Raw genomic sequence first — 24,705 nt, forward strand, 5'->3', positions numbered from 1 at the left:
ACAGTTCGGACGGGTCCGAGGTCAGTCCTCGGAGTCGTCCAGGTCGCGGCGATGGACTTTCATCCACGCCTCGACGTCGTCGGCCAACCACACCTTGCCCTGCGCCAGGTCGGCGAGCGGTTTGGGGAAGTCAGCCCGACTGGTGATCTGGTACGCACGCTGCCGGCTGACCCCACCCAAACGGATGCGGATCTCGTGCGCGCCCATAAGCCGGATCGGTTTCACTGCCACATGATCGACCGTAGGCGTGAGACTATTAGTCAGTTATCAAGTTGATAGGAGACAGCTAGTCGTATGCCATCTATACTGGCCCCATGACTAGGCGTCGCCGGACCGCTCGTCCGGTCCCTCAGACCCCCCTCCACAGACGCGACTGGCACACCCTGTGGCGCCGCTGCAGCTGCGGCCTGACCTCGCCTTGCGTAGATCGAGCACTCCCCGCAAAGCCCCGCCCGTTCCCGCCGGCTCCCCCGGCCCCCATCCACATCAGACGTCAGCTACCCACCTACAGCGAGTACTTGGCGACCATCCCGTTCCCGGTCTACTGCGGCTTCGCCGCCATGAGGACCTTCCCCGGCGAGATGCCCCCGTCCCCCGAATCCCCCACAGTCCCACCCCACCCAGCCTCGGCCGACCAAGCCCCGTCCCCCCGACATCACTTCCCAGCGCCTCTGCCGTCCCTGCCGGCCGGCAAGGCGCGAGGGGCGGCCCCAGTTCAGGCCCCAGCCCCGGCGCCCGGACCGGGGCCGCCCCGGAAACAAATCCCCGACCTACCCCAGCCAGCACAAAAGCGGGTGACGTCGCCGACCGATTCGGCACCAAGGCCAGCGACGCCACCGCCACCCCAGAACAACCCCGGCGACCACGCCGGCCGACTCGGTACGCGGGGGTCGCGAACCGATGCGGACGGGGCCCAGCGTGATCGCCACCCTCCGGCGATAACCACTCAGCACAGAGCTGGAACGGCAACGACCCAACTACTCAGAACTCACATACTCGGCAAACCGGCGACCGAGGCGCGGGCGACCAACCCGGCCCACCGCAGGTAAGCGAGGAGGGCCACCAACGCTGGGGACCGCCATCCCCAGTCGGCCCTCAGCCGAGCCGACCCTCAGCTCCAGCGGGCCGCAGGCGAGGCGGACCACCAAACCCGATGAACCGCAGGCGATGCGGATCGTCGGGCCGAGGGACCGCCAAGCAAGGCGGACCGGAGGCCGCACCAAGCAAGGCGAACCGCCAGACCCAAACCACGCCAAGCTGGGCGGCCCACCGGACCAGACGTGCCCCGCTAGCGCATTCGACTGAGGCGAGCCAGTCGCGCTAGCGGGGCACACCCGGCCGCCCAAAGTCGCTCACCGCCTCAGGGGAGTAACGCAGAACCACAAGCAACTCGGAGCGGCGAACCCACCAGCCCGACGGCCCGACGGCCCACCAGCCCGGCGGCCCGGCGGCCGGGTGGTCGGGTGGTCGGGTGGTCAAGGCCGGGCGGCCCGACAGCCGGATGGTCGGGTGGGCCGGGCGGCCCGACAGCCGGGTGGTCAACGGCCGGGCGGCCGCGCGGCCGAGCCGAGTGGTCTACCACTCACCAAGAGCCGAACCGTCCTGCCGAAACCGCCCCGTAGACCGCCGAGCCGCGAATCGCCCCGGGGCCCGTGAGCAAACAACTAGATCGACGACTTCACCGCAGCCGAGGCCGGCGGGCGATTGGGGAACACCGATGACGACGATGGTTAAAAGGGGCGAACACCTGCGTGATCGTCCTGACTGGGATTGCCGCTCGTGTCAGCAGCCGTGGCCGTGCGCCAACGCGAAGGCCAATCTGCTGGTCGAGTTCCGCCAATTTCCGTCGGTCCTGACCATCTACCTGTCAGCCCAGATGTATGAGGCCCTGGGCGACATGACCTCCCGCGGCGAACCCGCCCCGCCAAATCTCTACGAGCGCTTCCTCTCCTGGGCCCGCCACGCCTGACGCAGCTCGCCCGTCATCAGGCACACAGGCACACAGGCGACCAGGCGACCAGGCGCAGCAGGCCGCAGCAGGCCGCAGCAGGGCGCAGCAGGGCGCAGCAGGACGGCACGGGTTACTTGGGCACACCAGCACACGGGCTCGTGCTGCACGGCGCCGCGGGTCGCTCACAGCAACGCCCGGACGCGATCCCGTCAAGCATCGGCGTCGCCAGCAATCGCGTCGCCCTGCGTCGGTCACACCGGGACGACATACGTCAAGCGCTGAACACGCAGGCAACGGGGCGATACACCAATTTGGTCATGCCCTGATGGTGTTCCCGGCGCCGATGTCGCCGAGAACGGCAACGTCAAGCGCCGGCTGCTAGGCGTCGGGTCGTGCGGGGCGAAGCGCTTGCAACAACGGGACCCCTTTGCGCAAGTACCTATGCCGCAACCTGCTGATGCCGCAGCTTGCCGATGGACACGCCTTCACCGACGTCGCCGTTGCCCTGTTGGGGATCTGCGGCCTGCTCTGGCGGTGGGCAGCTGGTTGCCGGGCTCGCCCACGCGCCTCTGCATTCGCGTAGGCGGTGGGCGGCCGGCGTCACGGTGCGTAGCACTCAGCTATTCGTCCTTAATGGATGGTCGCGTGACTTTTGGGTGTGGGTGACCTTCAGGGTCGGCATTCGGCAGTCTCCTTCGCTGGCCAAGCACAGTGGACACACGTCTGCCTTGTGTGCACTGCCGGGGGCAAGGTTCTTGGTCTCCGCGCTCGGGAAGCTTTCGCCCTTCGAGCCGGTCACCGCAGGTCTCCCACTGCGGTGGAACGGGCGACGGCCGGACCGCGCACCAGGCGCGACGGCGACCCTACGAGCGATCGGCAACCGCCGCCCGCCCTGCCGCCTGATCGAGTCGGAGCCTTCTCAGTGCGGCGGTTGTATCATACCTACATGGCCTCATACGTACAACACGATGGAGCATCGTGGCCACGTAAAGTGACCGACATGATCGATCCTTCCGCGGACCGGGCGGTGTTCCGTCAGCTGGCTGACCTGCTCCGGAACCAGATCGAGTCGGGGGAGTTGGGGCCTGGGGAGCCGCTTCCCAGCGAGTTGCGCCTGGCGCAGGAATACGGCATCAGCCGCACCACTGTGCGGCAGGCGATCGGTCAGCTTCGCACCGAGGGCATCGTCACGGTGGACCGGCCACGAGGGACATTCGTGCGAGTGCCGGAGCCGACGCAGCTTGTGCCGCTTGCTCGCGGGGATCGGGCCATCGCCCGCATGCCCACCGATGCCGAGCGGCGGAAATATCGGCTGGGCGAGGGCGTCCCGGTGCTGGTCGTGACGGCCACCGACGGCACCGAGACCGTCCACCCGGCCGACCGGGTGCAACTCACCCGCCCATAGTCGTTGCCCGGCCACCCGCCGAAGGACACGCCCGCGGCCGTCACGGCGCTCGGTGGCGACATCGATCGCGGTGGTGGTCATGGGCCGACTTTAGGGCGGGGGTACGACAAGAACCCGCGGCCACCGGCCAGGTGCGCGGAGGCGCACAGCCGACGAATGACCGCGCCGGTGAAAGCTCGCAACCGGCGAACTCCGACACCGGCCAGGCCCGCGCACCGACCAGAACGATCACGCCGACCAGGCCCGCGCACCGACCAGAACGATCACGCCGGCCGGGGCCGTGCGAATGGACGAGCGGGCGGAGCGCGCGAGCGGGTCAGAAGAAGCTGTAGCGGGCCACCGACATTGTGAAGCCGCGGCCGCTCTTCTCGTCCTTGCAGGTCAGGCCGCTGCTTTCGCTGGTGCACAGGACGTCGCCGGAGCGAAGTGACCGGCCGTACTCCAAGGTTTCGGTTGCTGAACCCAGCAACGTGTCGCCGGTGCAGGTGAAGGCGGCCTTTCCGGCCTCGATGTAGGCGCCGTTGCCCCAGTCCAGCTCGCAGTCGGCCGGTTTGCTGGGTACGTTCCATTTGTTCTGGGCGATGTCGCAGCGAACAGCGGAACGGGTCAGCGCGCAGAAGATGTTCTTCGACGGGGTCCGGAACATCGCCTCGTCGACGTCGGTCGTCGCGGCAGCGGCGGTGGGGCCGCCGAAGCCGGCATGTGCGGACGGCGTGGGGGATGCGGCGCCGCCGCCCGGGTCGCAGCCGGACAGTGCGGCGCAGAGCGTCAGCGCGGCCAGCGCTCGGGTCGTTGCCATGGTGAGCGCAGTTTAGAAGTGACCGGCAAGCCCCCTTGACGTGGCGGGCGGCGGCGATAACGGTCGGAGGCGATGGATACGCGCGCGATGCACGAAGAGCTGCCGGTCGGTCTCCGCGAAGCGGTGGACGAGTTCGGGCGTCATCTGGCGCGGGTGGAGAACAGGTCGGCGCACACCGTCCGGGCGTACCTCGGTGATGTTGTCTCCCTCCTGCACCATGCCGCCGTGAGCGGCCGCACCTCGCCGGATGATCTCGATATCGCGCTGTTGCGCGGTTGGCTGGCCGCGCGGATGCGGCAGGGGGCCGCGCGCACGTCGCAGGCCCGGCGGGCCGCGGCGGCCCGGGCTTTCACGGGGTGGGCGCATCGCAGTGGGTTGATGGCGAACGACTCGGGTGCCTCGCTCGCCAGTCCGCGGGCTCACCGTGACCTGCCCAACGTGCTGCGCGCCGACCAGGCGGCGAGTCTTGTCGAGCAGGATGAGAGGCAGGACCCGGAGGGCGTACGGGATCGGGCCGTTCTTGAACTTCTCTACGCCACCGGCGTGCGGGTCAGCGAGCTCTGCGGCCTCGATCGTGCCGACGTGGATGACGCCCGGCGGGTGGTGCGGGTCTTCGGCAAGGGCGCCAAGGAGCGGGCCGTGCCGTATGGGGTGCCGGCGCAGCGGGCGCTGGACGACTGGCTGCGCCATGGGCGGCCGGCGCTGGAGAGCGGCGACAGCGGGGACGCACTGTTCGTGGGGGTTCGGGGCGGCCGGCTGCAGCAGACCGTGGTGCGCCGGATCGTGCAGGCTGCCGCGCAGCGGGCCGGCCTGCCGCACACCAGCCCGCACGACCTGCGGCACTCGGCCGCCACGCATCTGCTGGACGGTGGTGCCGATCTGCGCGCGGTGCAGGATCTGCTGGGGCACGCGTCGCTGTCGAGCACTCAGATCTACACGCATGTCTCCACCGAGCGGCTCCGGGCGGCCTTCAAACAGGCCCACCCCCGCGCGTGACCCCGTACGATCGAGGCGTGAGCGCCGGAGATCCGCCCGCCCCCCTGCCTGGTGCCCGGCTCCTGTTCTCGCTGGACCCGGCCGTGTCCTATCTCAACCACGGCTCGTTCGGCGCGGTGCCGATCGGCGTGCAGCGCGCTCAGCAGCGCCTGCGCGACGAGATCGAGGCCAATCCGCACAAGTTCTACACGCAGGGCATGCTCGACCGGGTCGTCCATACCCGACGGCACGTCGCGGCGTTTCTCGGTGCCGACCCGGACGGCAGTGCCCTGATGCCGAACACGACCGCCGCGGTCTCCACGGTGTTGCAGTCGGTGCGGCTGGAGTCGGCCGACGAGGTGCTGCTCACCGATCATGGTTATGGCTCCGTGGCGCTGGCGGCGCGCCGTCAGTGCCGGCGGGCCGGTGCCACGGCGCGGACGGTCGCGCTGCCGCTGTCGGCGTCGGCCGGCGAGGTGATCGGCCGGGTGCGGGCGGCCTTGCGGCCGGGAAAGACCAAGCTGCTGATCATCGATCAGATCGCGTCGGCGACGGCCGCCCTCTTTCCGGTACGCGAGATCGCCGCCGCCGCCCGTGAGCACGAGATCCCGGTGCTGATCGACGCCGCGCACGTGCCGGGGATGCTGCCGGTGGACGTGTCCGCGATCGACGCCGATTTCTGGGTGGGCAACCTGCACAAGTGGGCGTTCGCGCCGCGTGGCACGGCCCTGCTCGCGGTTGCCCCGGCCTGGCGGCGCCGGATCGAGCCGCTGATCGTGTCGTGGGAGCAGGAGCAGGGCTTCCCCCTCTCGGTGGAATATCACGGCACGGTCGATTACACCCCCTGGCTGGCCGCGCCGGCCGGGCTGTTCACGCTGCGCACCCTCGGCTGGGAGGCGGTGCGGGCGCACAACGCGGCGCTGGTCGATTACGGCCAGCGGGTGGTGGGTGCCGCCCTCGGGGTGGCGCCGGCCGATCTGCCGCGGCCGGCCGACCCGGAGGTCGCCATGCGGGTGATCCCGCTGCCGGCCGGGTTGGCGTCGACGCCGCCGGAGGCGATCGCGCTGCGCCTGCTCATCTCCGACAAGCTGGCCACCGAGACGGCGGTGAACGCGTGGGGCGGCCGCGGCCTGCTCCGGTTGAGCGCCCAGGTCTACAACCGCCCGGACGAATACGACCGGCTGGCCGAGCGCCTCCCCCAGCTGCTGGCGAGCTATCAGCGCTGACCCCGCCGCTCGACGGGCAATAGGCGGACGCGGCCGAGGCCGAGCAGCGCCAGCGGGTCCAGGTAGACGTCGCCGCGCCGCAGACCCCAGTGCAGACAGGCCGGCGTGGGGCAGCCGGGGTGCCCGGCCGCAAGGAGGCCCAGTTCGTCGCCGGCGGCGACGTGATCGCCGCGGGTGACCCGGGCCAGCACCGGCTGATAGGTGGTGCGCAGCCCGCCGGCGTGGGACACGCTCACCACCCCGTTTCCGGCGACCGTGCCGACGAAGACCACCGTCCCGGCGCCGGCAGCCCGCACCACGGCGCCCGGCGGCGCCGACAGGTCGACCCCGCGGTGGCCAGGGAGCCAGCGCTGCGGCGGCGGATCGAACCGCCGCACGACCCGCGCCGAGTCGACCGGCCAGCCGAAGTGGGGCACCGGTAGGGCTAGGAGGATGCTGAGGAGCAGGGTGAGTGGCATGGCCATCACCCTGTCGGAATGTCAGGCCGGCGGCCGCCGGCCCTGTGGACAGCGGCTAACTGTGGATAACTCCCGCTAGCTGCCGAACCCTGGCTCGTCGGGCAGCGAGATGTCGGGCTTCTCCAGCTCCTCCACGTTCACGTCCTTGAACGTCATCACCCGCACGTTCTTGACGAACCGAGCCGGCCGATACATGTCCCACACCCAGGCGTCGTGCATCTCGACCTCGAAATACACCTCGCCGTCGGAGTTGCGCACGTGCAGGTCGACCTGGTTGGCCAGGTAGAACCGGCGCTCCGTCTCCACCACGTAGGAGAACTGGCGGACGATGTCGCGGTACTCCCGGTAGAGCTGCAGCTCCATCTCGGTCTCGTACTTCTCGAGATCCTCTGCGCTCATCGCTTCTCGCCCTCCATGGCCTCATCTTCCCCCACCATCGGCGACGGCTGAGGCTGGTCGCCCGACGCCACGCCGACGGTACCCTCAGCAGCGTCCGGAAGCACCGGCTGCTCAGCCGATGATGCATCAAACAGCAGCGTCTGCTGCCCGTCAAAGGCCGCCACCGGGCGCCGGGCCCGGGGCGGCCGGTTCACCCGGCCGGAGGCGGTGGCCACGTTCACGTACGAGAAGCGGTGCTCCGCGCACGGGCCGTGGCGCAGCAGCGCGGCGCTGTGTTCCTCGGTGATGTATCCCTTATGCACGGCGAAGCCGTAGTCGGGGAAGCGGTCGTCCATCTCCACCATGATCCGGTCTCGGGTGACCTTGGCAAGCACGCTGGCGGCAGCCACGCAGGCGGCGACCCGGTCACCCTTCCACACGGCCAGGCCGGGCACACCCAGGCCGTCGACCGGGAAACCGTCGGTCAACACGTACTCCGGGGAGGTGTCGAGCGACGCGAGCGCGCGGCGCATCGCCGCGAGGTTGCAGACGTGCAGGCCGCGCGCGTCGACCTCGGTCGCCGGGATGATCATGACGGACCAGGCGAGCGCCCGGGACACGACCTCCTCGTAGACGCGTTCGCGCGCGGCCGGGGTCAGCAGCTTGGAGTCGGCCAGCCCGGGGACCTCGCCGCGCTTGCCCTCGGGCAGGATGGCCGCCCCGGCCACCAGCGGGCCCGCACAGGCGCCACGACCCGCTTCGTCGGCTCCGGCCACGAACCGGAAGCCACGGCGCTGCAGCGCCCGCTCAAGGGCGTAGAGGCCGCCTTCGCGGCGGACGACGGTGCGCGGGGGTGCCAGCATCAGCGCTCACCGGCCGCACGGAGGAGGCCGGCCAGCGACGAGGGGAAGATCTGCTCGTCACTGGCCTCGATCTCGGGGGCCGACCACCACCGATGCTCGGTGATGGTCTGCTGCTCCTCGTCGTCCATGCCGGCCGTGTCGACCTGCCACGAACTCACCCGGAGCAGAAAGAAATCCTGGTCCTGCCGGTATTGCCGCTCGCGGTAGCTGAACTCGGCGACCTCGCGCCACACCGGCTCGCCCAGCTCGGCCGGGTCGACCCGCAGGCCGGTCTCCTCGAACAGCTCGCGGGCGGCACCCTCGGCGGGCGACTCCCCGGCGTCGAGGCCGCCGCCGGGGGTGAACCACCAGCGCCGGCCGGGGCGGGCCGGGTCGCCGCCGTGCAGCAGCAACGTGCGGCCCGCGGCATCCACGAGAAGCACGCGGGCGGCGCGGCGGTCGAGCACAGTCACGCGCTCAAGCCTATTGCGCCCGTGATGGATCTTTCGATCGGGTGTTACTTGGCGTCCGGAATGTCGTCGAAGCCCTTCGGCACGGACAGCCAGGTGGCCCGCTTGACCGGCCAGAACACTGTGAAAGCGCGGCCGACCACCGAGTCCTCGGTGATCGTCGCCTCCTCGACGTCATTGGTTTCCTCGTAGTGCTCGAGGGAGTCACCGGAGGCCGAGCGGTGGTCACCCATCACCCAGAGCCGCTTGGCCGGCACGGTGATGTCGAACTTGCGGTCGGCGGCCGGGTCCTGATTGCCGTCGGCGTCCTTGAAGATGTACGGCTCGTCCAGGGACTTGCCGTTGATCACCAGGCGCTCCTGGGAGTCGCAGCACATGATGTGGTCGCCGGGCGTACCGATGATGCGCTTGATGAAGTCTTCGCCCTCGGCGCCGGACTGCCAGTCGGAGGGCGCCTTGAAGACGATGATCTCGCCGCGCCGAGGGTCCCGGAAGTCGTAGACGAGCTTGTTGACGAGCACCCGGTCCAGCACGTTGAGCGTGTGCTCCATCGACGGACTCGGGATGTAGAACGTCTGCAGGACGAATGCGCGCACGAGGACGGCGACGAGGATCGCCACACCCAGCAGGATGGGAAGCTCGCGCCAGAAGGAACCACGGCGCTTTTCGGTCTGCTCGTCAATCACGAACGGAGCCTACGACGCCGTGTCGCGAACGGCAGTCCGGAACGCGCGGATAACCCCGCAGTTAACAGAAACGGGAGGATCAGTGCGTCGGTGGCCGGATCGTCCCGGCGGACCGGAACCGGGCCCAACTCGGCGGCGGCGGTCGGATGGTCCGCGGCGTACGTCTTCCAGATGTCCGGTACGGACAGGCTGGTGAACCGGCTGCTCGGCCAGACGATGACGAATGCCCGGCCGATCACGTTCTTGATCGGCACCGGGCCCTGGCAGCGGGCGTCCTGGGAGACCGCCCGGTGGTCGCCCATGACGAACATCTCACCCGCGGGGATGGTGACCTCCGCGAATCTGCGGCTGGTGCACTGCGTCGGGTTGGGCGGCTGGTTGATGTCGGAGTTGAAGCCCTCGGAGATGTACGACTCGTCCATGCCCACGCCGTTGACGGTGATCCGGCCCTGCGCGTCGCAACAGGCGACCTTGTCACCCGGGAGGCCGATCACTCGTTTGATGAAGTCGCGTTCACCCGGGCGGCTGACCCCCACGAGGTCGCCGATCGTGCGGCCGAGCTTGGCCGCGAAGCTGTTGCTGACCGGCTCGGTCACCTCGGGCGCCCAGTTGTCGGTGCCGCGGAAGACCACGATCTCGCCGCGCACCGGGTCGCGCATGTCGTAGATGACCTTGTTGACCAGCACCCGGTCCTTGACCTCCAGCGTGTGCTCCATCGAGCCGCTGGGGATGTAGAAGGCCTGCACCAGGAACGTGCGAATGAGTACGGCCAGACAGAACGCCACCACCAGCAGAAGCGGAAGCTCCTGCCAGAGAGGCATCTCTTTGCGCCGTAACATCGACCGTCGTCGTGCTGACGGCCGATAGCCCTGCATCGGTTCCACGCTTCGCATCTCCCGCCGCCGACCGGCCGAACCGCCCCGGATACAGCACTACCGCCCGAGTATCCCCTCGCGAGGTCTTACGGGCGGTAGTGCTGGAAGGGTTCACATTGATCCCATCCGACACTGGCGCAAGCGTAGTTCGCCGTTGGCCGGATCGATGAGGATCAGACGGTCTGCTTCTCGCGAAGCTCCTTGATCTTGGCCTTCTTGCCACGGAGCTCACGAAGGTAGTAGAGCTTGGCGCGCCGCACGTCACCGCGGGACACGACCTCGATCCGGTCGATCGCCGGGCTGTTGATCGGGTAGGTCCGCTCGACACCGACGCCGAAGCTGATCTTCCGGACCTTGAAGGTCTCCCGGAGGCCGGCTCCCTGGCGGGCGATAACCACGCCCTGGAAGACCTGGACGCGGGAACGGTTGCCCTCGACGACCCGGGCGTGCACCTTGAGGGTGTCACCGGCACGGAAGTCGGGAAGGTCGGTGCGCTGCGACTGGGCGTCGAGTTCGTCCAGCGTGTTCATCGCTGCATCCTCGTCGTGCTCAAAGCGCATCGGGTGTTCGATGCGCGAGGTGGGTAATTCTGATCTCCCAGACGTCGGGAGATCCTCGTTTTCACTTCGCGGCGCGAACTGAAAACGGCAACCTCCCTACTCTGCCACAGAGGGAGGCGTGATCCGAAATCCGCCCTCGTCGAGGGTCTTCCGGTCCGCTTTGTCGAGGGACGAGGGCGGGTACGCGGCCATCATGTCCGGTCGCCGGGCCGCGGTCCGCAGCAGCGACTGATCCCGCCGCCAGCGCGCGATCCGCCCGTGATCGCCGGAGCGCAGGACGTCCGGGACATCGCGGTCGCGCCAGGAGGCGGGCTTCGTGTAGACGGGCGCCTCCAGCAGGCCGGCCGCGTGCGACTCCTCGGTCAGCGAGTCGGCGTTGCCGAGCACCCCCGGCAGCAGCCGGGTGATGGCCTCCATGATCACGATGACCGCGACCTCGCCGCCGAAGAGAACGTAGTCGCCGAGCGAGACCTCGAGCACCGGCATCCGGGCGGCCGCGTCGTCGATGACCCGCTGATCGATCCCCTCGTACCGCCCGCAGGCGAAGATCAGATGATCCAGCGAGGCCAGCGCCTGGGCGTCCGCCTGAGTGAAGGGCTTGCCGACCGGCGAGGGCACGATCAGGGTGCCCGGCCCGACGGCATCCAGCGCCTGCCCCCACGGCTCCGGCCGCATCACCATGCCCGGTCCGCCCCCGTACGGGGTGTCGTCCACGGTTCGATGCACGTCGGAGGTCCAGGTGCGCAGGTCGTGCACCTCGAGATCGAGCAGGCCGGAACCCCGGGCCTTGCCGATCAGCGACAACGACAGCGGCCCGAAGTAATCCGGAAAAATGGTGATGACGTCGACGCGCATGCTCAGAGGTCCAGCAACCCCTCGGGCAGATCAACCACGATCTTGCCGCCGGCCACGTCCACGGTCGGCACCATCTGGCTGACGAACGGAATCAACGCCGTACCGCCGCCCGATTTGTCCAGAACAATCAAGTCGGAGGCGGGTGCGTGGTCGATCCGGGCAACGACACCGAGGTCATCGCCGGCGACGGAAACCACCCGGAGCCCGATCAGCTGGTGGTCGTTGAACTCGTCGGGATCCGACGGCGGCTTCACCGTCGAGCTGTCGACCTGCAACAGCACGCCCCGGAGGGCCTCGGCGATATTTCGGTCGTGGACGCCCTCGAACTGGACGATCCCACGCCCCTGATGCCACCGCACCGACTCGATCACGAGCGACGGCGGCACCTGATAAGCGATCCCGGGGGCCGCCGCCGGCCCGGCGCTCACCCGGCGGTCCCGGGGGACCTCCGTGGCGAACACCGAACCGGCGACGAAACGCTCCTCGGGCTCGTCCGTGCGCACGGCTACCGAGACCTCGCCCCGGACCCCGTGCGGCTTACCGATCTGACCGACGACGAGCAACATCGGTCAGTAGGCGTCGACGATGTCGACGCGGATGCCGCGCCCACCGATCGACCCGATGACCTGTCGCAGGGCCTTGGCCGTACGCCCGCCACGCCCGATGACCGTTCCCAGGTCCTCGGGGTGCACGCGCACCTCGAGCCGCTTGCCGCGGCGCGAGTCGACCAGCCGGACCCGGACGTCGTCCGGGTTGTCGACGATGCCCTTGACGAGGTGCTCCAGCGCCGGCCGGAGCGCCCCGTCAGTTCTTGTCGGCGCCGGCACCGGCGGGGTCCTCTGCGGTCTCGGCAACAGCCTCGCGGTTCGGCTCGGCCGGGTCGACAGCCTCGGTCTGCGCCGGCTTGGCCGCGGCGGCCTCCGGAGCAGCGGCGACCTTCTCCGTCTTCGGCTCAGTCTTGGCCGACTTCTTCGGGGTGGCGGGCTTCGTGTCGGCAACGCCGGCGGCGGCCTTCGACTCAGCCTCGTACACCTCGGTGCGGCTCTTCTTCGGCTCCGCCACGAGCAGCGGCGGCGGCGCGGGAAGACCCTTGAACTGCTGCCAGTCGCCCGTCTTCTCCAGGATGCGCTGCACGGCCTCGCTCGGCTGCGCGCCGACGGAGAGCCAGTACTGCACGCGCTCCGACTTCACCTGGATCAGCGAAGGGTTCTCCTTCGGCTGGTAAATGCCGACGTACTCGATGGCACGGCCGTCGCGCTTGGTGCGCGAGTCGGCGATGACGATGCGGTACTGCGGGTTGCGGATCTTGCCCATCCGCAGGAGCCGGATCTTAACGGCCACGGTATTTCGCTCCTGATGACTGCGTGAGGTTTTGAGGTCAGGACCCGCGTGGGGATGCGGGACCGAGCCTCGGGGATGGCAACGCGCTCAGAGTTAGAGGGCGCCTCACGCGTGCCAAGCTCGTCCATTCTGCCAGACGGCCCGCCGCGGATCCCAACCGGGCCCATTTTCAGCGATACGATCAAGATCAAATTCTGGATGTCGTGCCTGGTTGCATGGTGCTGACCGTCGCTCCCGCCGAGGCCGGGCCGGGGCCCAGCAGAGCTGGCCCTGGCCCTTCATTCTGCGTGCGTGGTGAAGATCAAAACCGAGCCTCGACCGGCCGATCCCAGCCCGCGGGCAGTTCCAGCGGGGGCGACCAGGCCGGGTCCGGCTGGAAGTCGATCCAGGTGCCGTCGAAAGGGAACTCGGCCGCCTCGATCATCTTGATCACTCGTCGGCCTTCGGCCCAGACCGCCGCCTCGTCGGGGACCCAGTAGTGCTGTGACAAGGCCAGTCGCTCGGCGAACTCGTCCTCGTCCTTCCACTGCCAGGCCCGGTCCGGGGTGGCGACGATGTCGAGGTCCTGGTCGATCACGTCGATGCCGGCCACCTCGCCGTCGTCCCAGCGGACCGCGGACTCCTCGAGGTTGACGTAGTAGTTCTTGAAGACACCCTCGTCGGTGCGGAAGAGCCAGACCGAGTGATCGGCGCCGGCCGGGAAGAAGCGCAGCACGCCCGGCCCCTGCCAGCTGGCGAGCCGCAACTCGTACCGCTGCGTCACCCATTCGGTGAACGGCATGTCGCGCGGGCCCCGGCCGTCCGCGGACCGCTCGATCGCGATGGTCGAGCCCCGGGCCAGCCAGACGAGCAGACCGCGCTCGTCGTCGGAGACCACCCGGGCCGGATGCACGAAGGCGATCCGTCCCAGGTGGGTGTCCCGATGCAGAATCAGCCGGCCATGATCGAACGTCACGTCAGTAGGAACGGGCCAGGATCGCGATCAGGTTCGGCTCGTCGTCGGAATCGGGCATCGTGCCGTCGTCACGGGTGAGGCAGCGGACCGTGACGGCCTTGCCGTTCGCCTCTTTCTCACCCTGCTCGCCGACCGCCGACCACGGCACCCGCGCCCAGCCGGTCTGCGCGGCCTCGATGCCCTCGCCCAGCGTCTTGACGTCGACCGTGTTCTCCTCGCGGAAAGCCAGCGCGCTGTCGTAGAGCCGCTGCTGGTCGGCCTTGAGCCCGGTCGTGACCGCGCCCACGACGTCGCCCAGCGGGATCGGCGACTTGGTGCCGTCGATGCGGCGGGCCACCGTCACGTTGCCGGTGGCCAGGTCACGGGGACCGACCTCGACGCGGATCGGGATGCCCTGCAGTTCGGCGTCCACGGCGCGGCGGCCGAACGGGATGTCGGCACGGTCGTCGAGCTTCACCCGTACACCCGCGGCTTTGAGATCGTCCCGCAGCTTTGCTGCGGCCTCGGCCACGCCCTCGCCGGCCTTCACCACCATGACCTGCACCTGGATCGGCGCGAGCCGCGGCGGCAGCCGCAGGCCGTTGTCGTCGCCGTGCACCATGATCAGCCCGCCGACCATCCGGGTCGACGTGCCCCACGAGGTGGTCCAGGCGTGCTCGACCGTCCGCTCGGCGGACGAGTAGGTGATGTCGAACGCCTTCGCGAAGTTCTGCCCCAGCTCGTGCGACGTGCCCATCTGCAGCGCCTTGGTGTCACCCATCATGGCCTCGACGGTCATCGTGTTGGTGGCACCGGCGAACCGCTCGCCCTTGGTCTTGCGGCCGGGCACCACCGGGATGGCCAGCATCTCGGTGATGAACGCCTCGTAGACGTTCTTGTGGATGTCCCGGGCGTGCTCGCGGGCGTCGGCCTCGGTGGCGTGCGCGGTGTGCCCCTCCTGCCAGAGGAACTCGGTGGTGCGCAGGAAGGTGCGCGGGCGCAGCTCCCAGCGCACTACGTTGGCCCACTGGTTGAGCAGCAGCGGCAGGTCGCGGTAGGAGTCGACCCACTTGGCCATGAACTCGCCGATCACCGTCTCGCTGGTGGGGCGCACCACCAGCGGCTCGGCGAGCTCCTTGCCGCCGGCGTGGGTGACCACGGCCAGCTCGGGCGAGAAGCCCTCGACGTGGTCGGCCTCGCGGCGCAGGTAGCTCTCCGGGATGAAGAGCGGGAAGTACGCGTTCTGCACGCCGGCTTCCTTGATGCGCGCGTCCATGTCGGCCTGCATGCGCTCCCAGATCGCGTAGCCGACCGGCCGGATCACCATGGTGCCGCGCACCGGCCCGTTGTCGGCCAGCTGCGCCTTGGCGATCAGGTCCTGGTACCAGCGGGGGAAGTCTTCCGCACGGGGTGTGAGCACACGAGCCATGAGGGTGCATCCTAGTCGCGCCGTGCGCGCAACCTCCCGGGTGGGCAGCCCGTGTCAATTCGGGAAAGGGCGGTGACGGATGGACTTCGACGCGTTCTACCGGGACACCTCCCGGCGCCTGCTGCGCTACGCGTACGGGTTGACCGGGGATCCGGGTGAGGCGCAGGACCTCGTGCAGGAGGCGTACGCGCGCGCCTGGCAGCGCTGGCGACGCCTGGCCGACTACGAGGAACCGGAGGCCTGGCTGCGGCTGGTGGTGAACCGCCTGGCCACCGACCGATGGCGGCGGCTCGGCGTACGCCGATCGCGGGTCCTGGAAAGACCCGGGCCGGTGGATCCCCCGTCGGAGGACGTGGTCCTGCTGGTCACCGCCATGCGCACGCTCCCGGCCGCGCATCGGCGGGCGCTCGCCCTGCACTACCTGCTGGACCGGTCGGTGGCCGAGATCGCCGTGGAGACCGGCGCCTCCACCGGAACGGTGAAGTCCTGGCTGTCCCGTGGCCGCGCGGGCCTGGCCGCCGCACTCGGTCTGGCCGGCGACGTCAAGGAAGGAGCGGACCGTGCCCGCTGATCTCGACGACCTCTTCGATGCGCTGGGCCGTAACGCCGACGCGCTCCCCCTGGCCGGCGCGACCGATGCCAGGCGGCGCGGCCGGCAGCGAACCTGGACCCAGGCCGGGGTGGCCGCGGCCGCCGCGGTGGTACTGGTGGTGACCGGCATCGGCGTGGCCCTGCGCGACCCCCATCCGCGCGCGTCCCGCCCGGCCTCCACCCCGTCCGCGTCCACCCCCGCGGGCATTCCGGTGGTCGGCACGGTCAAGCTCGGCACGGACCGCCTCGCCACCGCGCTGACCGCCCAGGACGGCCGACGGGCATACACCACGTGGGTGAGCCAGGACGACAACACCCAGTGGGTGCTCGGTGCCGACCTGGCGACCGGCGCCGAAGCCTGGCCGGCCCGCCGGATCGACGACAAGGACCGGGTCATCGAGCAGATCCTGGTCGTACCCTCCGCCGTTCTGGTCGTCACGCTGACCCACAGCGGCGCCTTGCCGGAACGTGCGCTGTACGCGTTCGACCCGGCCGGCGGTGCGCCGCTCTGGCAGGACTACGTTCCGGCCGGCGACTCGGTGGTCTTCACCGATCAGATGCTGGTGCGGTCGTCCCGCTCCGAGGGCCTGGTCGAAGGTCTCGACTGGCGCACCGGCGCGCAGCGCTGGCGGATCCTGCTGGAGGACGACCGGCCGGCCCGGACGATCGGCATGCGGGTGGCCGCCGACGAGGAGCGGATCGACCGGGCCGGCCCGCGCCCCGATCTCACCGACGGCCGGGTCGTCGTGGTCACGGTGGCCGGCCAGGTGCAGGTGCGCGAGGCCGGCACCGGTCAGCTCACCCTCACCACGTCGGTGCCGGTGGGTTCCGGGAACACCATGGTCGCGTACGGGGGCCGGCTGTTCAGCCACGACGAGGCCGACGACAACGGCGGCCCCCACCACATCCGGGCCACCGATCTGACCGCCGGCGGCGCTTCCGCCGTGATCGGCACGGTGGCCGACCGGTTCCTGGACATGGACGGCTGCGGCCCGAACCGGATCTGCGTGGTCAGCGCCCGCAAGCCGAATTTCACCGGGACGGTGCTCACCGCGTTCGACGCGGCCGAGCGCAAGATGCTCTGGGCGTCGGCGAGCCAGTACGGCGGCACCCGGATCGCGTCGGCCCGCGGCCGGACGACGCTGAGCGCCCCGGAAGGCGGTGACGAGATGTTCGACGCCGACGGCACCCGCATCTTCACCGCGACGCTGACCAACGGCTGGCTGGACGCCGGCACCCTGATCATCGTCGCGCCGGACGGCACCGGCCGGTGGGCCCGCTGGTCGATCGCCGACCGCAAGCTCACCCCGCTGGGCCCGCCACCGAACGAGCAGCTCGGCTTCTGCGCCTCGACCAGCACCCTGCTGGCCTGCCCCGGCCAGTCGGGCCTGCGGATCTGGCGGGTCCGCTAACGGACGACCCGGCCCCGCAGCACGATCCGTTGCGGGGCCCGCACCACCCGGAGATCGACGCGCGGGTCGGCCTCGTAGACCACCAGGTCGGCGAGGCCGCCCTCGACCAGCCCCGGGAAGCCGAGCCACTCGCGGGCCTTCCAGGAGGCGGAGGCGATGATGTCGGCCGCCGGGATCCCGGCCTCCTCCATGATCAGCATTTCCTCGGCCGCGAGCCCGTGCCGGATCCCGCCCCCGGCATCGGTCCCGATGTAGATCGGCACGCCGGCCTCGTGCGCGGCCCGCACGACCTCGGGGAACCCGTCCCGCAGCGCGATCATGTGATCGGCGTACCCCGCGAATTTCTCCCGGGCCTGATCGGCGATGCCGCCGAAGGTCCGAATGTTGATCATCGTGGGCACCAGCGCGGTTCCCCGCCGAGCCATCTCGTCGATGAGCTCGAGCGACAGCCCGGTCCCGTGCTCCACGGAGTCGACGCCGGCCTTGACCATGATCTCCACACCCTCTTCGGAGAAGGTGTGGACGGCGGCCCGCGCGCCGGCGGCGTGCGCGGCCTCGACGGCGGCGGTCATCGTCGCGGCATCCCAGGAGGGCGCGAGGTCGCCGACGCCGCGATCGATCCAGTCCCCCACGAGCTTGACCCAGCCGGTGCCGGCCTTGGCCTGAGCGGTGACGGTCGCGGCGACGTCCTCGGCCGCGACCTCGATGCCGATGTCCCGCAGGTAGCGCCGGGGAGGGGCCACGTGCCGGCCGGCGCGGGCCAGCCGCGGAATCTCCGGCTCGTCGTCGAGCTCGGGATAGGGGAACGGCGACCCCGCGTCCCGCAGCGCGAGGACACCGGCGTCCCGATCGGTGACAGCCAGTTCGCGAGCCTGGTCAAGGCTGGTGATCGGCTTGGCTCCATAGGCAATGCCCAGGTGGCAGTGCGCGTCAACCAGTCCAGGCACGATGAAGCCGCCGTCGCTGACGGTCTCGGCGTCGGCAACGGGCTCAAACGTGACCCGATCCCCCACCAGCCAGAGGTCCCGGACTTCGCCCTCAGGCAGGACCGCCCCACGCACATGAAACGCCATAGGACAGTCCTACCTGATCACGGCTGCCCGCGGTGTCGCGCCTGCTCGTTGATCCGGTCACGCCTCCGAGTCCAGGACGGCAGATCCAGCGTGACTTTCCACGGCTGGTCGAGGATGACCAGGTCTCGCGCCTGAAGGTTGCACTGGTAGGTGCCGTCCGGACCGAGCAGGAACTGCGTGAAGGTGACCCAGGGCGCGAGCGGATCGATGATCCAGTAGGACGGGATGCCGAGGTCCGCATAGCGCTTGAGCTTGTCACCGGGGTCGGTGAACCGGGAGGACTGCGAGATCACCTCGACAACGAGCAGAACGTCGGCCGTCAGGACCGGGGAACGCCAAGCGCCCTCGGCGCGGAAGACCATGGCGTCCGGACGCAGTTCGTTGCGGCGATTGAGCAGGAGCGCCTGTTCGACGTTGACGACAAAATCGTCAGGACAGTTCCGCTCGAGGGCGAAGGCGGTGTTCTGGCTGATCACCTGATGAATAGGAAGAGCGTTGGGGGTCAAAACGAGCCTGCCGTCGATCAACTCATAGCGAAGGTCCTCAGGGAGATCCACGATGTCGTCGACGGTCAGATCATCCCGGCCGACCAGAAAATCGAGCAGGTCAGAACCGTTGAGGTGCGGGGCGGCGGTCATCGATTCCTCCTCGATGGGATCGCCGCCAACCATACTGCACCCCTGACTAGTTGCTCCATGCCAATCTTGACCAGAGACTACTTCTTGTCGTCGTCGTCTTTCTGGGGCTTCATCAGCTTGTTGAAGTCCAGGTTGGGGAGCTTGAAGCCGCCGGGGCCGGCGCCACCGCCCAGGGCGTTCGGGTCGAGGCCCGGCGGGAGCTGGGGCATGCCGCCCGGGAAGCCCGGGGGCATCGCGCCGCCGCCCACGCGGGGGCGGGTCGAGCCGCCCTTCGTGCCCTTGCGCTTGTTCTTCGGGCTCTTGGTGGCCTTCCGCCGCGCGCCGGGCAGGCCCATCATGCCGGTCATCTGCTTCATCATCTTCTGCGCGTCGGCGAAGCGGTTCAGCAGCTGGTTGACCTCCATCACGGTGACGCCGGAGCCGTTCGCGATGCGGACCCGGCGGGAGCCGTTGAGGATCTTCGGATTGGTGCGCTCGCCGGGGGTCATCGAGCGAATGATCGCGGTGACCCGGTCGAAGTGGGAGTCGTCGAGGTCGTCGAGCTGGGCCTTCATCTGGCCCATGCCGGGCATCATGCCGAGGATGTTGGCGATCGGGCCCATCCGGCGCACGGCGGTCAGCTGCTCGAGGAAGTCCTCCAGGGTGAACTGCTCGCCACCGAGCAGCTTGGAGGTCATCTTCTCTTTCTGGTCCTCGTCGAAGGCCTGCTCGGCCTGCTCGATGAGGGTCAGCACGTCGCCCATGCCGAGGATGCGGCTGGCCATCCGGTCGGGGTGGAAGAGGTCGAAGTCTTCGAGCTTCTCGCCGGTGGACGCGAACAGGATCGGCTCGCCGGTGACGTGCCGGACGGACAGCGCGGCACCACCGCGGGCGTCGCCGTCGAGCTTGGAGAGGACCACGCCGGTGATGCCGACGCCGTCGCGGAACGCCTCGGCGGTCTGCACCGCGTCCTGGCCGACCATGGCGTCGATGACGAAGATGACCTCGTCGGGGTCGACCGCGTCGCGGATGTCGCGGGCCTGCTGCATCATCTCGGCGTCGATGCCGAGGCGGCCGGCGGTGTCGACGATGACGATGTCTTTCGCCGTGCGCTTGGCGTGCTCGATCGAGTCCTTCGCGACCTGGACCGGGTCGCCGACGCCGTTGCCGGGCTGCGGGGCGTAGACGTCGACCCCGGCCCGGCCGGCCAGAACCTGCAGCTGGTTGACCGCGTTGGGGCGCTGGAGGTCGGCCGCGACGAGCAGCGGCTGGTGGCCCTGGCCCTTGAGCCAGCGGGACAGCTTGCCGGCCAGCGTGGTCTTACCGGAACCCTGCAGACCGGCCAGCATGATCACCGTCGGCGGCGTCTTGGCGAACTGGAGGCGCCGGTTCTCGCCACCGAGGATGTTGATGAGCTCCTCGTGGACGATCTTGATGATCTGCTGGGCCGGGTTGAGGGCCTGGGAGACCTCGGCGCCCCGGGCGCGTTCCTTCAGGTTGAAGATGAAGGCCTTGACCACGGGCAGCGCGACGTCCGCCTCCAGCAGCGCGAGACGGATCTCGCGTGCGGTGGCGTCGATGTCGGCATCGGTGAGCTTGCCCTTGCCGCGAAGCTTGGTGAAGATCCCGGACAGGCGGTCACTCAAGGTGTCAAACACGGTGCGACTTCCCGATGGTCGAAAGGGTGCCTACAAACAACGCAAGCCTAGCCGCCCGCGTTGAAGCTCACCGGTTGCGCATGCGGTACGTCTTCTGCGCAGCCTCGATCCGCCGCTGGGTGCGGGTGCCGGGAGCGAGCGACTTCTTGGCCTTGCCGTACAGATAAACGCCGCCGACCACCGCGAGCACGACCAGGGCCAGGTAGAACAGCGGGCCGATGATCGCGTGCAGCACCCAGCCGACCACGACCACGGCGCCGATCGCCGCGAGCAGATATGCGAGAGCCTTACCCATCAGGTCCTCCAAAAAGAGCGTCGACCTCCACGATGCCCCCGCGGGTCAAGCCTGCCTATCGGCCGTATCCCTGAAGCACACCCCGTAGGGGTCGCTCTCGTCCGTTTTGTCCTACCTCATCGGGTAAATGGCGTATACCGGCGTTATCAGGCGTCACATACGACCGCAACTTCGAGTCGAGGGCTGCCGTTGAGGGTCAGTGACCGAGACGGCGGGCGGAAGGACGACGGCGTGCCGATACGGCGGATCCTGCGACACACGCCCTGGCCGGTTCGGCGGCGGGTGCTGGCCGGCCTGCAACACAAGCTGCTGCGCTATGTCCCGGCCGAGCGCCGCCTGGCCACGGCCCGGCGGGTCGTTCCGCTGACCGGAGGACCGCGGCGGGTCCGGGTGGCCGCGCGGGTCACGGAGAGGGCAACCCCCTCGGGCGTACGCCGGGAGAACCTCGACCGAGTCGTGACCGCGCTCGAAACGGCCGGCATCGACTGGTTCCGGGTACCGGTCGAATCGGTGACCGGGTCGGCGGTAGCCGTACCGGAAGAGGACCGGAACCGGGTGATCGCCCTGCTCGAAACGCTGAGCGCGAGTGACGCCGGGCTGTTGGAGATCGTCCGGCCGCAGGGCCGGCACGGCCGGCGCGGACGACGGACCGCGACCGTGCTGCGGCTGAGCCGTCCGGTGACCGACCCGCGCGGGACCCTGGTATTCGGCCCGGAGTACGGCTGCGAGATCGAGTTCTGGCGCAGCGTGAACGGCAACCTGGTCGGGCCGCGCAGCAACCCGGTCTCCGACGTGGTGCCCGCCGACGAGCCGATGGTGTACGCGAGCGAGCAGGTGTTCGGCTCCTTCAGCGCGCCCGATGACCCGGCCTCCTACCGCACCCGCGAGATCTTCACGATGGTCAGCCCGGACCGGGTCGGGTTCCCGATCGACGTGGTCTACACCTGGGTGGACGGCGGCGATCCGGACTGGCGGGAGCGCAAGGCCGGGGCGCTGTCGGAGAACAGCTGGGTCGCCGACGTGAGCGGGCTGGCCACCAACGACTCGCGGTACGCCTCCCGGGACGAGTTGCGCTACTCGCTGCGCGCGCTGCACGCGTTCGCCCCCTGGGTGCGGCACATCTTCCTGGTCACCGACGACCAGGTGCCGGCCTGGCTGGACACCGCCCGGCCGGATCTGACCGTGGTGAGCCACCGGGAAATCTTCGGCGACACCGGCCGGCTGCCGACCTTCAACTCGCAGGCCATCGAGTCGCGGCTGCACCGGATCCCGGGGCTGGCCGAGCACTTCCTCTACCTGAACGACGACGTCTTCCTGGCCCGGCCGGTGCCGCCGGAGATGTTCTTCACGCCGGGCGGACTGACCCGGTTCTTCCCGTCGACGGCGCTGGTCGACTCGGCACCGCGGCGGGACGACGACCCGCCGGCCAACTCGGCCGGGAAGAACAACCGGCGGCTGATCCAGCAGGCGTTCGGCCGGGTGCTGACCCGGAAGATGAAGCACACTCCGCACCCGTCGCGGCGCAGTGTGCTCGCCGAGATCGAGCTGCGCTTCGCCGAGCAGGTGGCGGCGACGGCCGAGCACCAGTTCCGGCATCCGGAGGACGTCTCGCTGCTCTCGTCGCTGCAGCAGTACTACAGCTACCTGACCGGGCGGGCCGCCCCCGGCGAGATCAAGTACATGTACGCCGACCTGGCCGACGCGGGGACGCCGATGCGGCTGGCCCGGGTGCTGCACGACCGGCATCTGGACGCGTTCTGCCTGAACGACACCGACTCGACCGTCGAGGCGGCCGACGAACAGGCCGCGCTGCTGGCCGAGTTCCTGCCGGCCTATCTGCCGTTCCCGTCGCCGTACGAGCTGGCGAACCCGCGGCCCGCGACCGGGCGGCTGGAGCTGCCGCGTACGCCGGTGCTGGCCCGCCAGGCCTCCCGCGCGCCGCATGCGCAACCACACCCGGACATCGCGCTGCCGGCGCAGCCGGTGCCGCCGTCCGCCTCCGACTCCTCCGTGGCCTAGAGGCACCCGGAAATCCGCCGGCTCGCCGCCGGCCCAACCGCCGGCGCCGCCGGCCCAATTGCCGGCCGCGGCCGGCCCCAAAGAGGGGGAAATTTCATGACTTACGATGTTGTTGTGCTCGGACTCGGGTACGTCGGGCTACCGCTCGCCCAGCAGGCCACCCGGGCCGGCATGACGGTGCTCGGCTTCGACGTCAACGCACGCGTCGTCGACTCCCTCACCGCCGGGAAGTCGCACGTGGACGACCTCAGCGACGCCGACGTGACCGAGATGCTGGCCGCCGGCTTCCGCACCACCACCGACGAGACGCTGATCGCCCGGGCCGACACCGCGGTGATCTGCGTGCCCACCCCGCTGGCCGAGGGCGATGGCCCCGACCTGCGCGCCGTCGTCGGCGCCACCGAGGCGATCGGCCGCAACCTGCGCCCCGGCATGCTGGTCGTGCTCGAGTCGACCACCTACCCCGGCACCACCGACGAGGTGGTCCGGCCGCTGCTGGAGAAGCTGTCCGGGCTGACCGCCGGCATCGACTTCCACCTGGCCTTCTCGCCGGAGCGGATCGACCCGGGCAACGAGAGGTTCGGCCCGCGCAACACCCCCAAGGTGGTCGGCGGCTACACGCCCGACTGCACCGACCGGGTGGCCGCGTTCTACGGCCGGTTCGTCGACACCGTGGTGCGCACCAAGGGCACCCGGGAGGCGGAGACCGCGAAGCTGCTCGAGAACACCTACCGGCACGTGAACATCGCGCTGGTCAACGAGATGGCCCGGTTCTGCCACGAACTCGACATCGACCTGTGGGACGTGATCCACGCGGCCTCGACGAAGCCGTTCGGGTTCCAGGCGTTCTACCCCGGGCCGGGCGTGGGCGGGCACTGCATCCCGATCGACCCGAACTACCTGTCGCACAACGTCCGCAGCAAGCTCGGCTACCCGTTCCGCTTCGTCGAACTGGCCCAGGAGATCAACGCGACGATGCCCGGCTACGTCGCCCGGCGGGCCCAGAACCTGCTGAACACCGACGGCCAGGCAGTGCACGGCGCCACGATCCTGCTGCTCGGCGTCACCTACAAGGCGAACATCGCCGACCAGCGGGAATCCCCGGCCACACCGCTGGCCCGCCACCTGGCGTCGCTGGGCGCGACGGTGCTCTACCACGACCCGCACGTGGCAACCTGGAAGGTCGGCGACGTCGAGGTAGCCCGCACCGAAGACCTGGAGGGCGCAGCCGCCGCGGCCGACCTGGTGATCCTGGTACAGCACCACCGTGAGTACGACGCGGACCACCTGGCCGGCGTCGCGAAGCGCTTCTTCGACACCCGGGGCGTGACCACCGCCCGCGAGGCCCACCGCCTCTAGAGATCTTTTCGGGTCGGGGTCCCGCCATTTCCTGAAAAGACGGGACCCCAGCCCAGCCTTCCGCGAAACGGAGGCGGGACGCTTTCGCGCGAAAGATCAAACCTTTGCCGTACGCGCCGACTCACTCCCATGGCCTTCGGTCCCGGCAGGTGCGACTCACCCTCCACGCGCCCGCTGCGGGCGGGCCCGACCCAAGCTCGCAACCCCAACCCGCCCACCGGCCAGGACGACGCCATCGACCTCCCGCATGGTGGTCGCTGCTGTCGGATGCTGGGTCGTCGTCCCGCATCCCGGGCACGGTCCCGCCTGATGAGCAGCGCTTCCACACCTGCGCCACCTAGCTGTCAGAAGAACATGACATATCGCCTATGTCCGACGCCGACAGCTCGGTCAGGCGCGACACTGTGGACTTAGCGTGAGGACAGAGCGGCAACTCCTCAAGATCTGCGATGCCGGGCGTGCCGCGCGGGCTGAGAGTGCGTGTTTCCGTTGCGCGA

27 protein-coding genes are annotated in these 24,705 nt (G+C 69.6%); 8 read left to right on the plus strand and 19 right to left on the minus strand.

The window, feature by feature from the left end:
- Positions 1-21 precede the first annotated feature (21 nt).
- On the minus strand, positions 22-207 hold the full coding sequence (locus Ato02nite_RS06570; RefSeq protein ID WP_203780320.1) for a DNA-binding protein: 186 nt from the start codon (positions 205-207) through the stop codon (positions 22-24).
- 1,510 nt (positions 208-1,717) lie between these two features.
- Between Ato02nite_RS06570 and Ato02nite_RS06575 the strand changes: the two genes are divergently transcribed.
- Both Ato02nite_RS06575 and Ato02nite_RS06580 read left to right on the plus strand, forming a co-directional pair.
- Positions 1,718-1,969 carry a hypothetical protein gene (locus Ato02nite_RS06575; RefSeq protein ID WP_213005468.1) on the plus strand — a complete coding sequence of 84 codons (252 nt, stop codon included), beginning with the start codon at positions 1,718-1,720 and terminating at the stop codon, positions 1,967-1,969.
- 982 nt (positions 1,970-2,951) lie between these two features.
- Positions 2,952-3,356, plus strand: coding sequence for a winged helix-turn-helix domain-containing protein (locus Ato02nite_RS06580; protein ID WP_213005469.1), 405 nt, complete (start codon positions 2,952-2,954; stop codon positions 3,354-3,356).
- A 316-nt stretch (positions 3,357-3,672) separates the two neighbouring features.
- Here the strand turns inward: Ato02nite_RS06580 and Ato02nite_RS06585 are convergent, their stop codons facing one another.
- Positions 3,673-4,155: a DUF6636 domain-containing protein gene (locus tag Ato02nite_RS06585; protein WP_213005470.1), complete on the minus strand. Its 483-nt coding sequence runs from the start codon at positions 4,153-4,155 to the stop codon at positions 3,673-3,675.
- A gap of 72 nt (positions 4,156-4,227) precedes the next feature.
- On the opposite strand from Ato02nite_RS06585, the gene Ato02nite_RS06590 reads away from it, so the two are divergent.
- Positions 4,228-5,151, plus strand: coding sequence for a tyrosine recombinase XerC (locus tag Ato02nite_RS06590; protein WP_213005471.1), 924 nt, complete (start codon positions 4,228-4,230; stop codon positions 5,149-5,151).
- Between the two features lie 17 nt (positions 5,152-5,168).
- Positions 5,169-6,356: an aminotransferase class V-fold PLP-dependent enzyme gene (locus Ato02nite_RS06595; RefSeq protein ID WP_213005472.1), complete on the plus strand. Its 1,188-nt coding sequence runs from the start codon at positions 5,169-5,171 to the stop codon at positions 6,354-6,356.
- Here Ato02nite_RS06595 and Ato02nite_RS06600 read toward each other — a convergent pair.
- From Ato02nite_RS06600 to proS, 13 genes are all read right to left on the minus strand, one after another.
- On the minus strand, positions 6,347-6,814 hold the full coding sequence (locus Ato02nite_RS06600; protein ID WP_438873018.1) for a murein hydrolase activator EnvC family protein: 468 nt from the start codon (positions 6,812-6,814) through the stop codon (positions 6,347-6,349). The two genes, Ato02nite_RS06595 and Ato02nite_RS06600, sit on opposite strands and share 10 nt — an antisense overlap.
- Before the next feature lie 75 nt (positions 6,815-6,889).
- On the minus strand, positions 6,890-7,213 hold the full coding sequence (locus tag Ato02nite_RS06605; protein WP_127497241.1) for a DUF2469 domain-containing protein: 324 nt from the start codon (positions 7,211-7,213) through the stop codon (positions 6,890-6,892).
- The gene (locus Ato02nite_RS06610; protein WP_213005474.1) at positions 7,210-8,055 is read right to left on the minus strand and encodes a ribonuclease HII; all 846 of its coding nucleotides are present in this window, start codon (positions 8,053-8,055) and stop codon (positions 7,210-7,212) included. Before Ato02nite_RS06610 ends, Ato02nite_RS06605 begins: the two co-directional genes overlap by 4 nt.
- A complete protein-coding gene (locus Ato02nite_RS06615) occupies positions 8,055-8,507 on the minus strand; it encodes an NUDIX hydrolase (protein ID WP_213005475.1) in 453 nt (150 codons plus the stop codon). Before Ato02nite_RS06615 ends, Ato02nite_RS06610 begins: the two co-directional genes overlap by 1 nt.
- 44 nt (positions 8,508-8,551) lie before the next feature.
- Entirely contained in the window at positions 8,552-9,190 is a 639-nt protein-coding gene (gene lepB / locus Ato02nite_RS06620) for a signal peptidase I (protein ID WP_213005476.1), read from the minus strand.
- Complete coding sequence (gene lepB, locus Ato02nite_RS06625) at positions 9,187-10,083, minus strand: signal peptidase I (protein ID WP_213005477.1); 897 nt, start codon at positions 10,081-10,083, stop codon at positions 9,187-9,189. Before lepB (Ato02nite_RS06625) ends, lepB (Ato02nite_RS06620) begins: the two co-directional genes overlap by 4 nt.
- Positions 10,084-10,238: 155 nt before the next feature.
- Positions 10,239-10,595: a 50S ribosomal protein L19 gene (gene rplS / locus Ato02nite_RS06630; protein WP_213005478.1), complete on the minus strand. Its 357-nt coding sequence runs from the start codon at positions 10,593-10,595 to the stop codon at positions 10,239-10,241.
- 126 nt (positions 10,596-10,721) lie between these two features.
- A complete protein-coding gene (gene trmD / locus Ato02nite_RS06635) occupies positions 10,722-11,480 on the minus strand; it encodes a tRNA (guanosine(37)-N1)-methyltransferase TrmD (RefSeq protein ID WP_213005479.1) in 759 nt (252 codons plus the stop codon).
- A 2-nt stretch (positions 11,481-11,482) separates the two neighbouring features.
- Entirely contained in the window at positions 11,483-12,043 is a 561-nt protein-coding gene (rimM, locus tag Ato02nite_RS06640; RefSeq protein WP_213005510.1) for a ribosome maturation factor RimM, read from the minus strand.
- Between the two features lie 6 nt (positions 12,044-12,049).
- Positions 12,050-12,307, minus strand: coding sequence for an RNA-binding protein (locus Ato02nite_RS06645; RefSeq protein WP_023561857.1), 258 nt, complete (start codon positions 12,305-12,307; stop codon positions 12,050-12,052).
- Positions 12,285-12,821: a 30S ribosomal protein S16 gene (gene rpsP / locus Ato02nite_RS06650; RefSeq protein ID WP_213005480.1), complete on the minus strand. Its 537-nt coding sequence runs from the start codon at positions 12,819-12,821 to the stop codon at positions 12,285-12,287. Before rpsP ends, Ato02nite_RS06645 begins: the two co-directional genes overlap by 23 nt.
- A gap of 301 nt (positions 12,822-13,122) precedes the next feature.
- Entirely contained in the window at positions 13,123-13,776 is a 654-nt protein-coding gene (locus Ato02nite_RS06655; RefSeq protein ID WP_213005481.1) for a ribonuclease FAU-1 family protein, read from the minus strand.
- Between the two features lies 1 nt (position 13,777).
- Entirely contained in the window at positions 13,778-15,184 is a 1,407-nt protein-coding gene (proS, locus tag Ato02nite_RS06660) for a proline--tRNA ligase (protein ID WP_213005482.1), read from the minus strand.
- Between the two features lie 79 nt (positions 15,185-15,263).
- Between proS and Ato02nite_RS06665 the strand changes: the two genes are divergently transcribed.
- Entirely contained in the window at positions 15,264-15,755 is a 492-nt protein-coding gene (locus tag Ato02nite_RS06665) for a SigE family RNA polymerase sigma factor (RefSeq protein ID WP_213005483.1), read from the plus strand.
- Entirely contained in the window at positions 15,745-17,187 is a 1,443-nt protein-coding gene (locus tag Ato02nite_RS06670; RefSeq protein ID WP_213005484.1) for an outer membrane protein assembly factor BamB family protein, read from the plus strand. The genes Ato02nite_RS06665 and Ato02nite_RS06670 overlap by 11 nt, the downstream gene beginning before the upstream one ends.
- On the opposite strand, the gene Ato02nite_RS06675 is transcribed toward Ato02nite_RS06670, so the two are convergent.
- The 4 genes from Ato02nite_RS06675 to Ato02nite_RS06690 form a co-directional block, all read right to left on the minus strand.
- Positions 17,184-18,260: an amidohydrolase family protein gene (locus Ato02nite_RS06675; protein WP_213005485.1), complete on the minus strand. Its 1,077-nt coding sequence runs from the start codon at positions 18,258-18,260 to the stop codon at positions 17,184-17,186. The genes Ato02nite_RS06670 and Ato02nite_RS06675 overlap by 4 nt on opposite strands.
- A gap of 17 nt (positions 18,261-18,277) precedes the next feature.
- Positions 18,278-18,898: a Uma2 family endonuclease gene (locus Ato02nite_RS06680; protein ID WP_213005486.1), complete on the minus strand. Its 621-nt coding sequence runs from the start codon at positions 18,896-18,898 to the stop codon at positions 18,278-18,280.
- A 77-nt stretch (positions 18,899-18,975) separates the two neighbouring features.
- The gene (gene ffh / locus Ato02nite_RS06685) at positions 18,976-20,535 is read right to left on the minus strand and encodes a signal recognition particle protein (RefSeq protein ID WP_213005487.1); all 1,560 of its coding nucleotides are present in this window, start codon (positions 20,533-20,535) and stop codon (positions 18,976-18,978) included.
- Positions 20,536-20,602: 67 nt separating this feature from the next.
- The gene (locus Ato02nite_RS06690; protein ID WP_213005488.1) at positions 20,603-20,830 is read right to left on the minus strand and encodes a hypothetical protein; all 228 of its coding nucleotides are present in this window, start codon (positions 20,828-20,830) and stop codon (positions 20,603-20,605) included.
- A 231-nt stretch (positions 20,831-21,061) separates the two neighbouring features.
- Here Ato02nite_RS06690 and Ato02nite_RS06695 point away from each other — a divergent pair, with 231 nt between their 5' ends.
- Positions 21,062-22,849, plus strand: a complete 1,788-nt coding sequence (locus Ato02nite_RS06695) for a stealth family protein (RefSeq protein WP_213005489.1) — start codon at positions 21,062-21,064, stop codon at positions 22,847-22,849.
- A gap of 96 nt (positions 22,850-22,945) precedes the next feature.
- The gene (locus tag Ato02nite_RS06700; protein WP_213005490.1) at positions 22,946-24,208 is read left to right on the plus strand and encodes a nucleotide sugar dehydrogenase; all 1,263 of its coding nucleotides are present in this window, start codon (positions 22,946-22,948) and stop codon (positions 24,206-24,208) included.
- The last annotated feature ends 497 nt before the right edge of the window (positions 24,209-24,705 follow it).

This window comes from Paractinoplanes toevensis (genome assembly GCF_018332695.1).
Lineage (GTDB): Bacteria > Actinomycetota > Actinomycetes > Mycobacteriales > Micromonosporaceae > Actinoplanes > Actinoplanes toevensis.

Excerpts from the sequence above, each read along its gene's own strand:
- Ato02nite_RS06570 (WP_203780320.1), bottom strand. The coding sequence starts at position 207 with ATGGGCGCGCACGAGATCCGCATCCGTTTGGGTGGGGTCAGCCGGCAG.
- Ato02nite_RS06575 (WP_213005468.1), top strand. The coding sequence starts at position 1,718 with ATGACGACGATGGTTAAAAGGGGCGAACACCTGCGTGATCGTCCTGAC.
- Ato02nite_RS06580 (WP_213005469.1), top strand. The coding sequence starts at position 2,952 with ATGATCGATCCTTCCGCGGACCGGGCGGTGTTCCGTCAGCTGGCTGAC.
- Ato02nite_RS06585 (WP_213005470.1), bottom strand. The coding sequence starts at position 4,155 with ATGGCAACGACCCGAGCGCTGGCCGCGCTGACGCTCTGCGCCGCACTG.
- Ato02nite_RS06590 (WP_213005471.1), top strand. The coding sequence starts at position 4,228 with ATGGATACGCGCGCGATGCACGAAGAGCTGCCGGTCGGTCTCCGCGAA.
- Ato02nite_RS06600 (WP_438873018.1), bottom strand. The coding sequence starts at position 6,814 with ATGCCACTCACCCTGCTCCTCAGCATCCTCCTAGCCCTACCGGTGCCC.
- Ato02nite_RS06605 (WP_127497241.1), bottom strand. The coding sequence starts at position 7,213 with ATGAGCGCAGAGGATCTCGAGAAGTACGAGACCGAGATGGAGCTGCAG.
- Ato02nite_RS06610 (WP_213005474.1), bottom strand. The coding sequence starts at position 8,055 with ATGCTGGCACCCCCGCGCACCGTCGTCCGCCGCGAAGGCGGCCTCTAC.
- lepB (WP_213005477.1), bottom strand. The coding sequence starts at position 10,083 with ATGCGAAGCGTGGAACCGATGCAGGGCTATCGGCCGTCAGCACGACGA.
- rplS (WP_213005478.1), bottom strand. The coding sequence starts at position 10,595 with ATGAACACGCTGGACGAACTCGACGCCCAGTCGCAGCGCACCGACCTT.
- trmD (WP_213005479.1), bottom strand. The coding sequence starts at position 11,480 with ATGCGCGTCGACGTCATCACCATTTTTCCGGATTACTTCGGGCCGCTG.
- proS (WP_213005482.1), bottom strand. The coding sequence starts at position 15,184 with ATGGCTCGTGTGCTCACACCCCGTGCGGAAGACTTCCCCCGCTGGTAC.
- Ato02nite_RS06665 (WP_213005483.1), top strand. The coding sequence starts at position 15,264 with ATGGACTTCGACGCGTTCTACCGGGACACCTCCCGGCGCCTGCTGCGC.
- Ato02nite_RS06675 (WP_213005485.1), bottom strand. The coding sequence starts at position 18,260 with ATGGCGTTTCATGTGCGTGGGGCGGTCCTGCCTGAGGGCGAAGTCCGG.
- Ato02nite_RS06680 (WP_213005486.1), bottom strand. The coding sequence starts at position 18,898 with ATGACCGCCGCCCCGCACCTCAACGGTTCTGACCTGCTCGATTTTCTG.
- Ato02nite_RS06690 (WP_213005488.1), bottom strand. The coding sequence starts at position 20,830 with ATGGGTAAGGCTCTCGCATATCTGCTCGCGGCGATCGGCGCCGTGGTC.
- Ato02nite_RS06700 (WP_213005490.1), top strand. The coding sequence starts at position 22,946 with ATGACTTACGATGTTGTTGTGCTCGGACTCGGGTACGTCGGGCTACCG.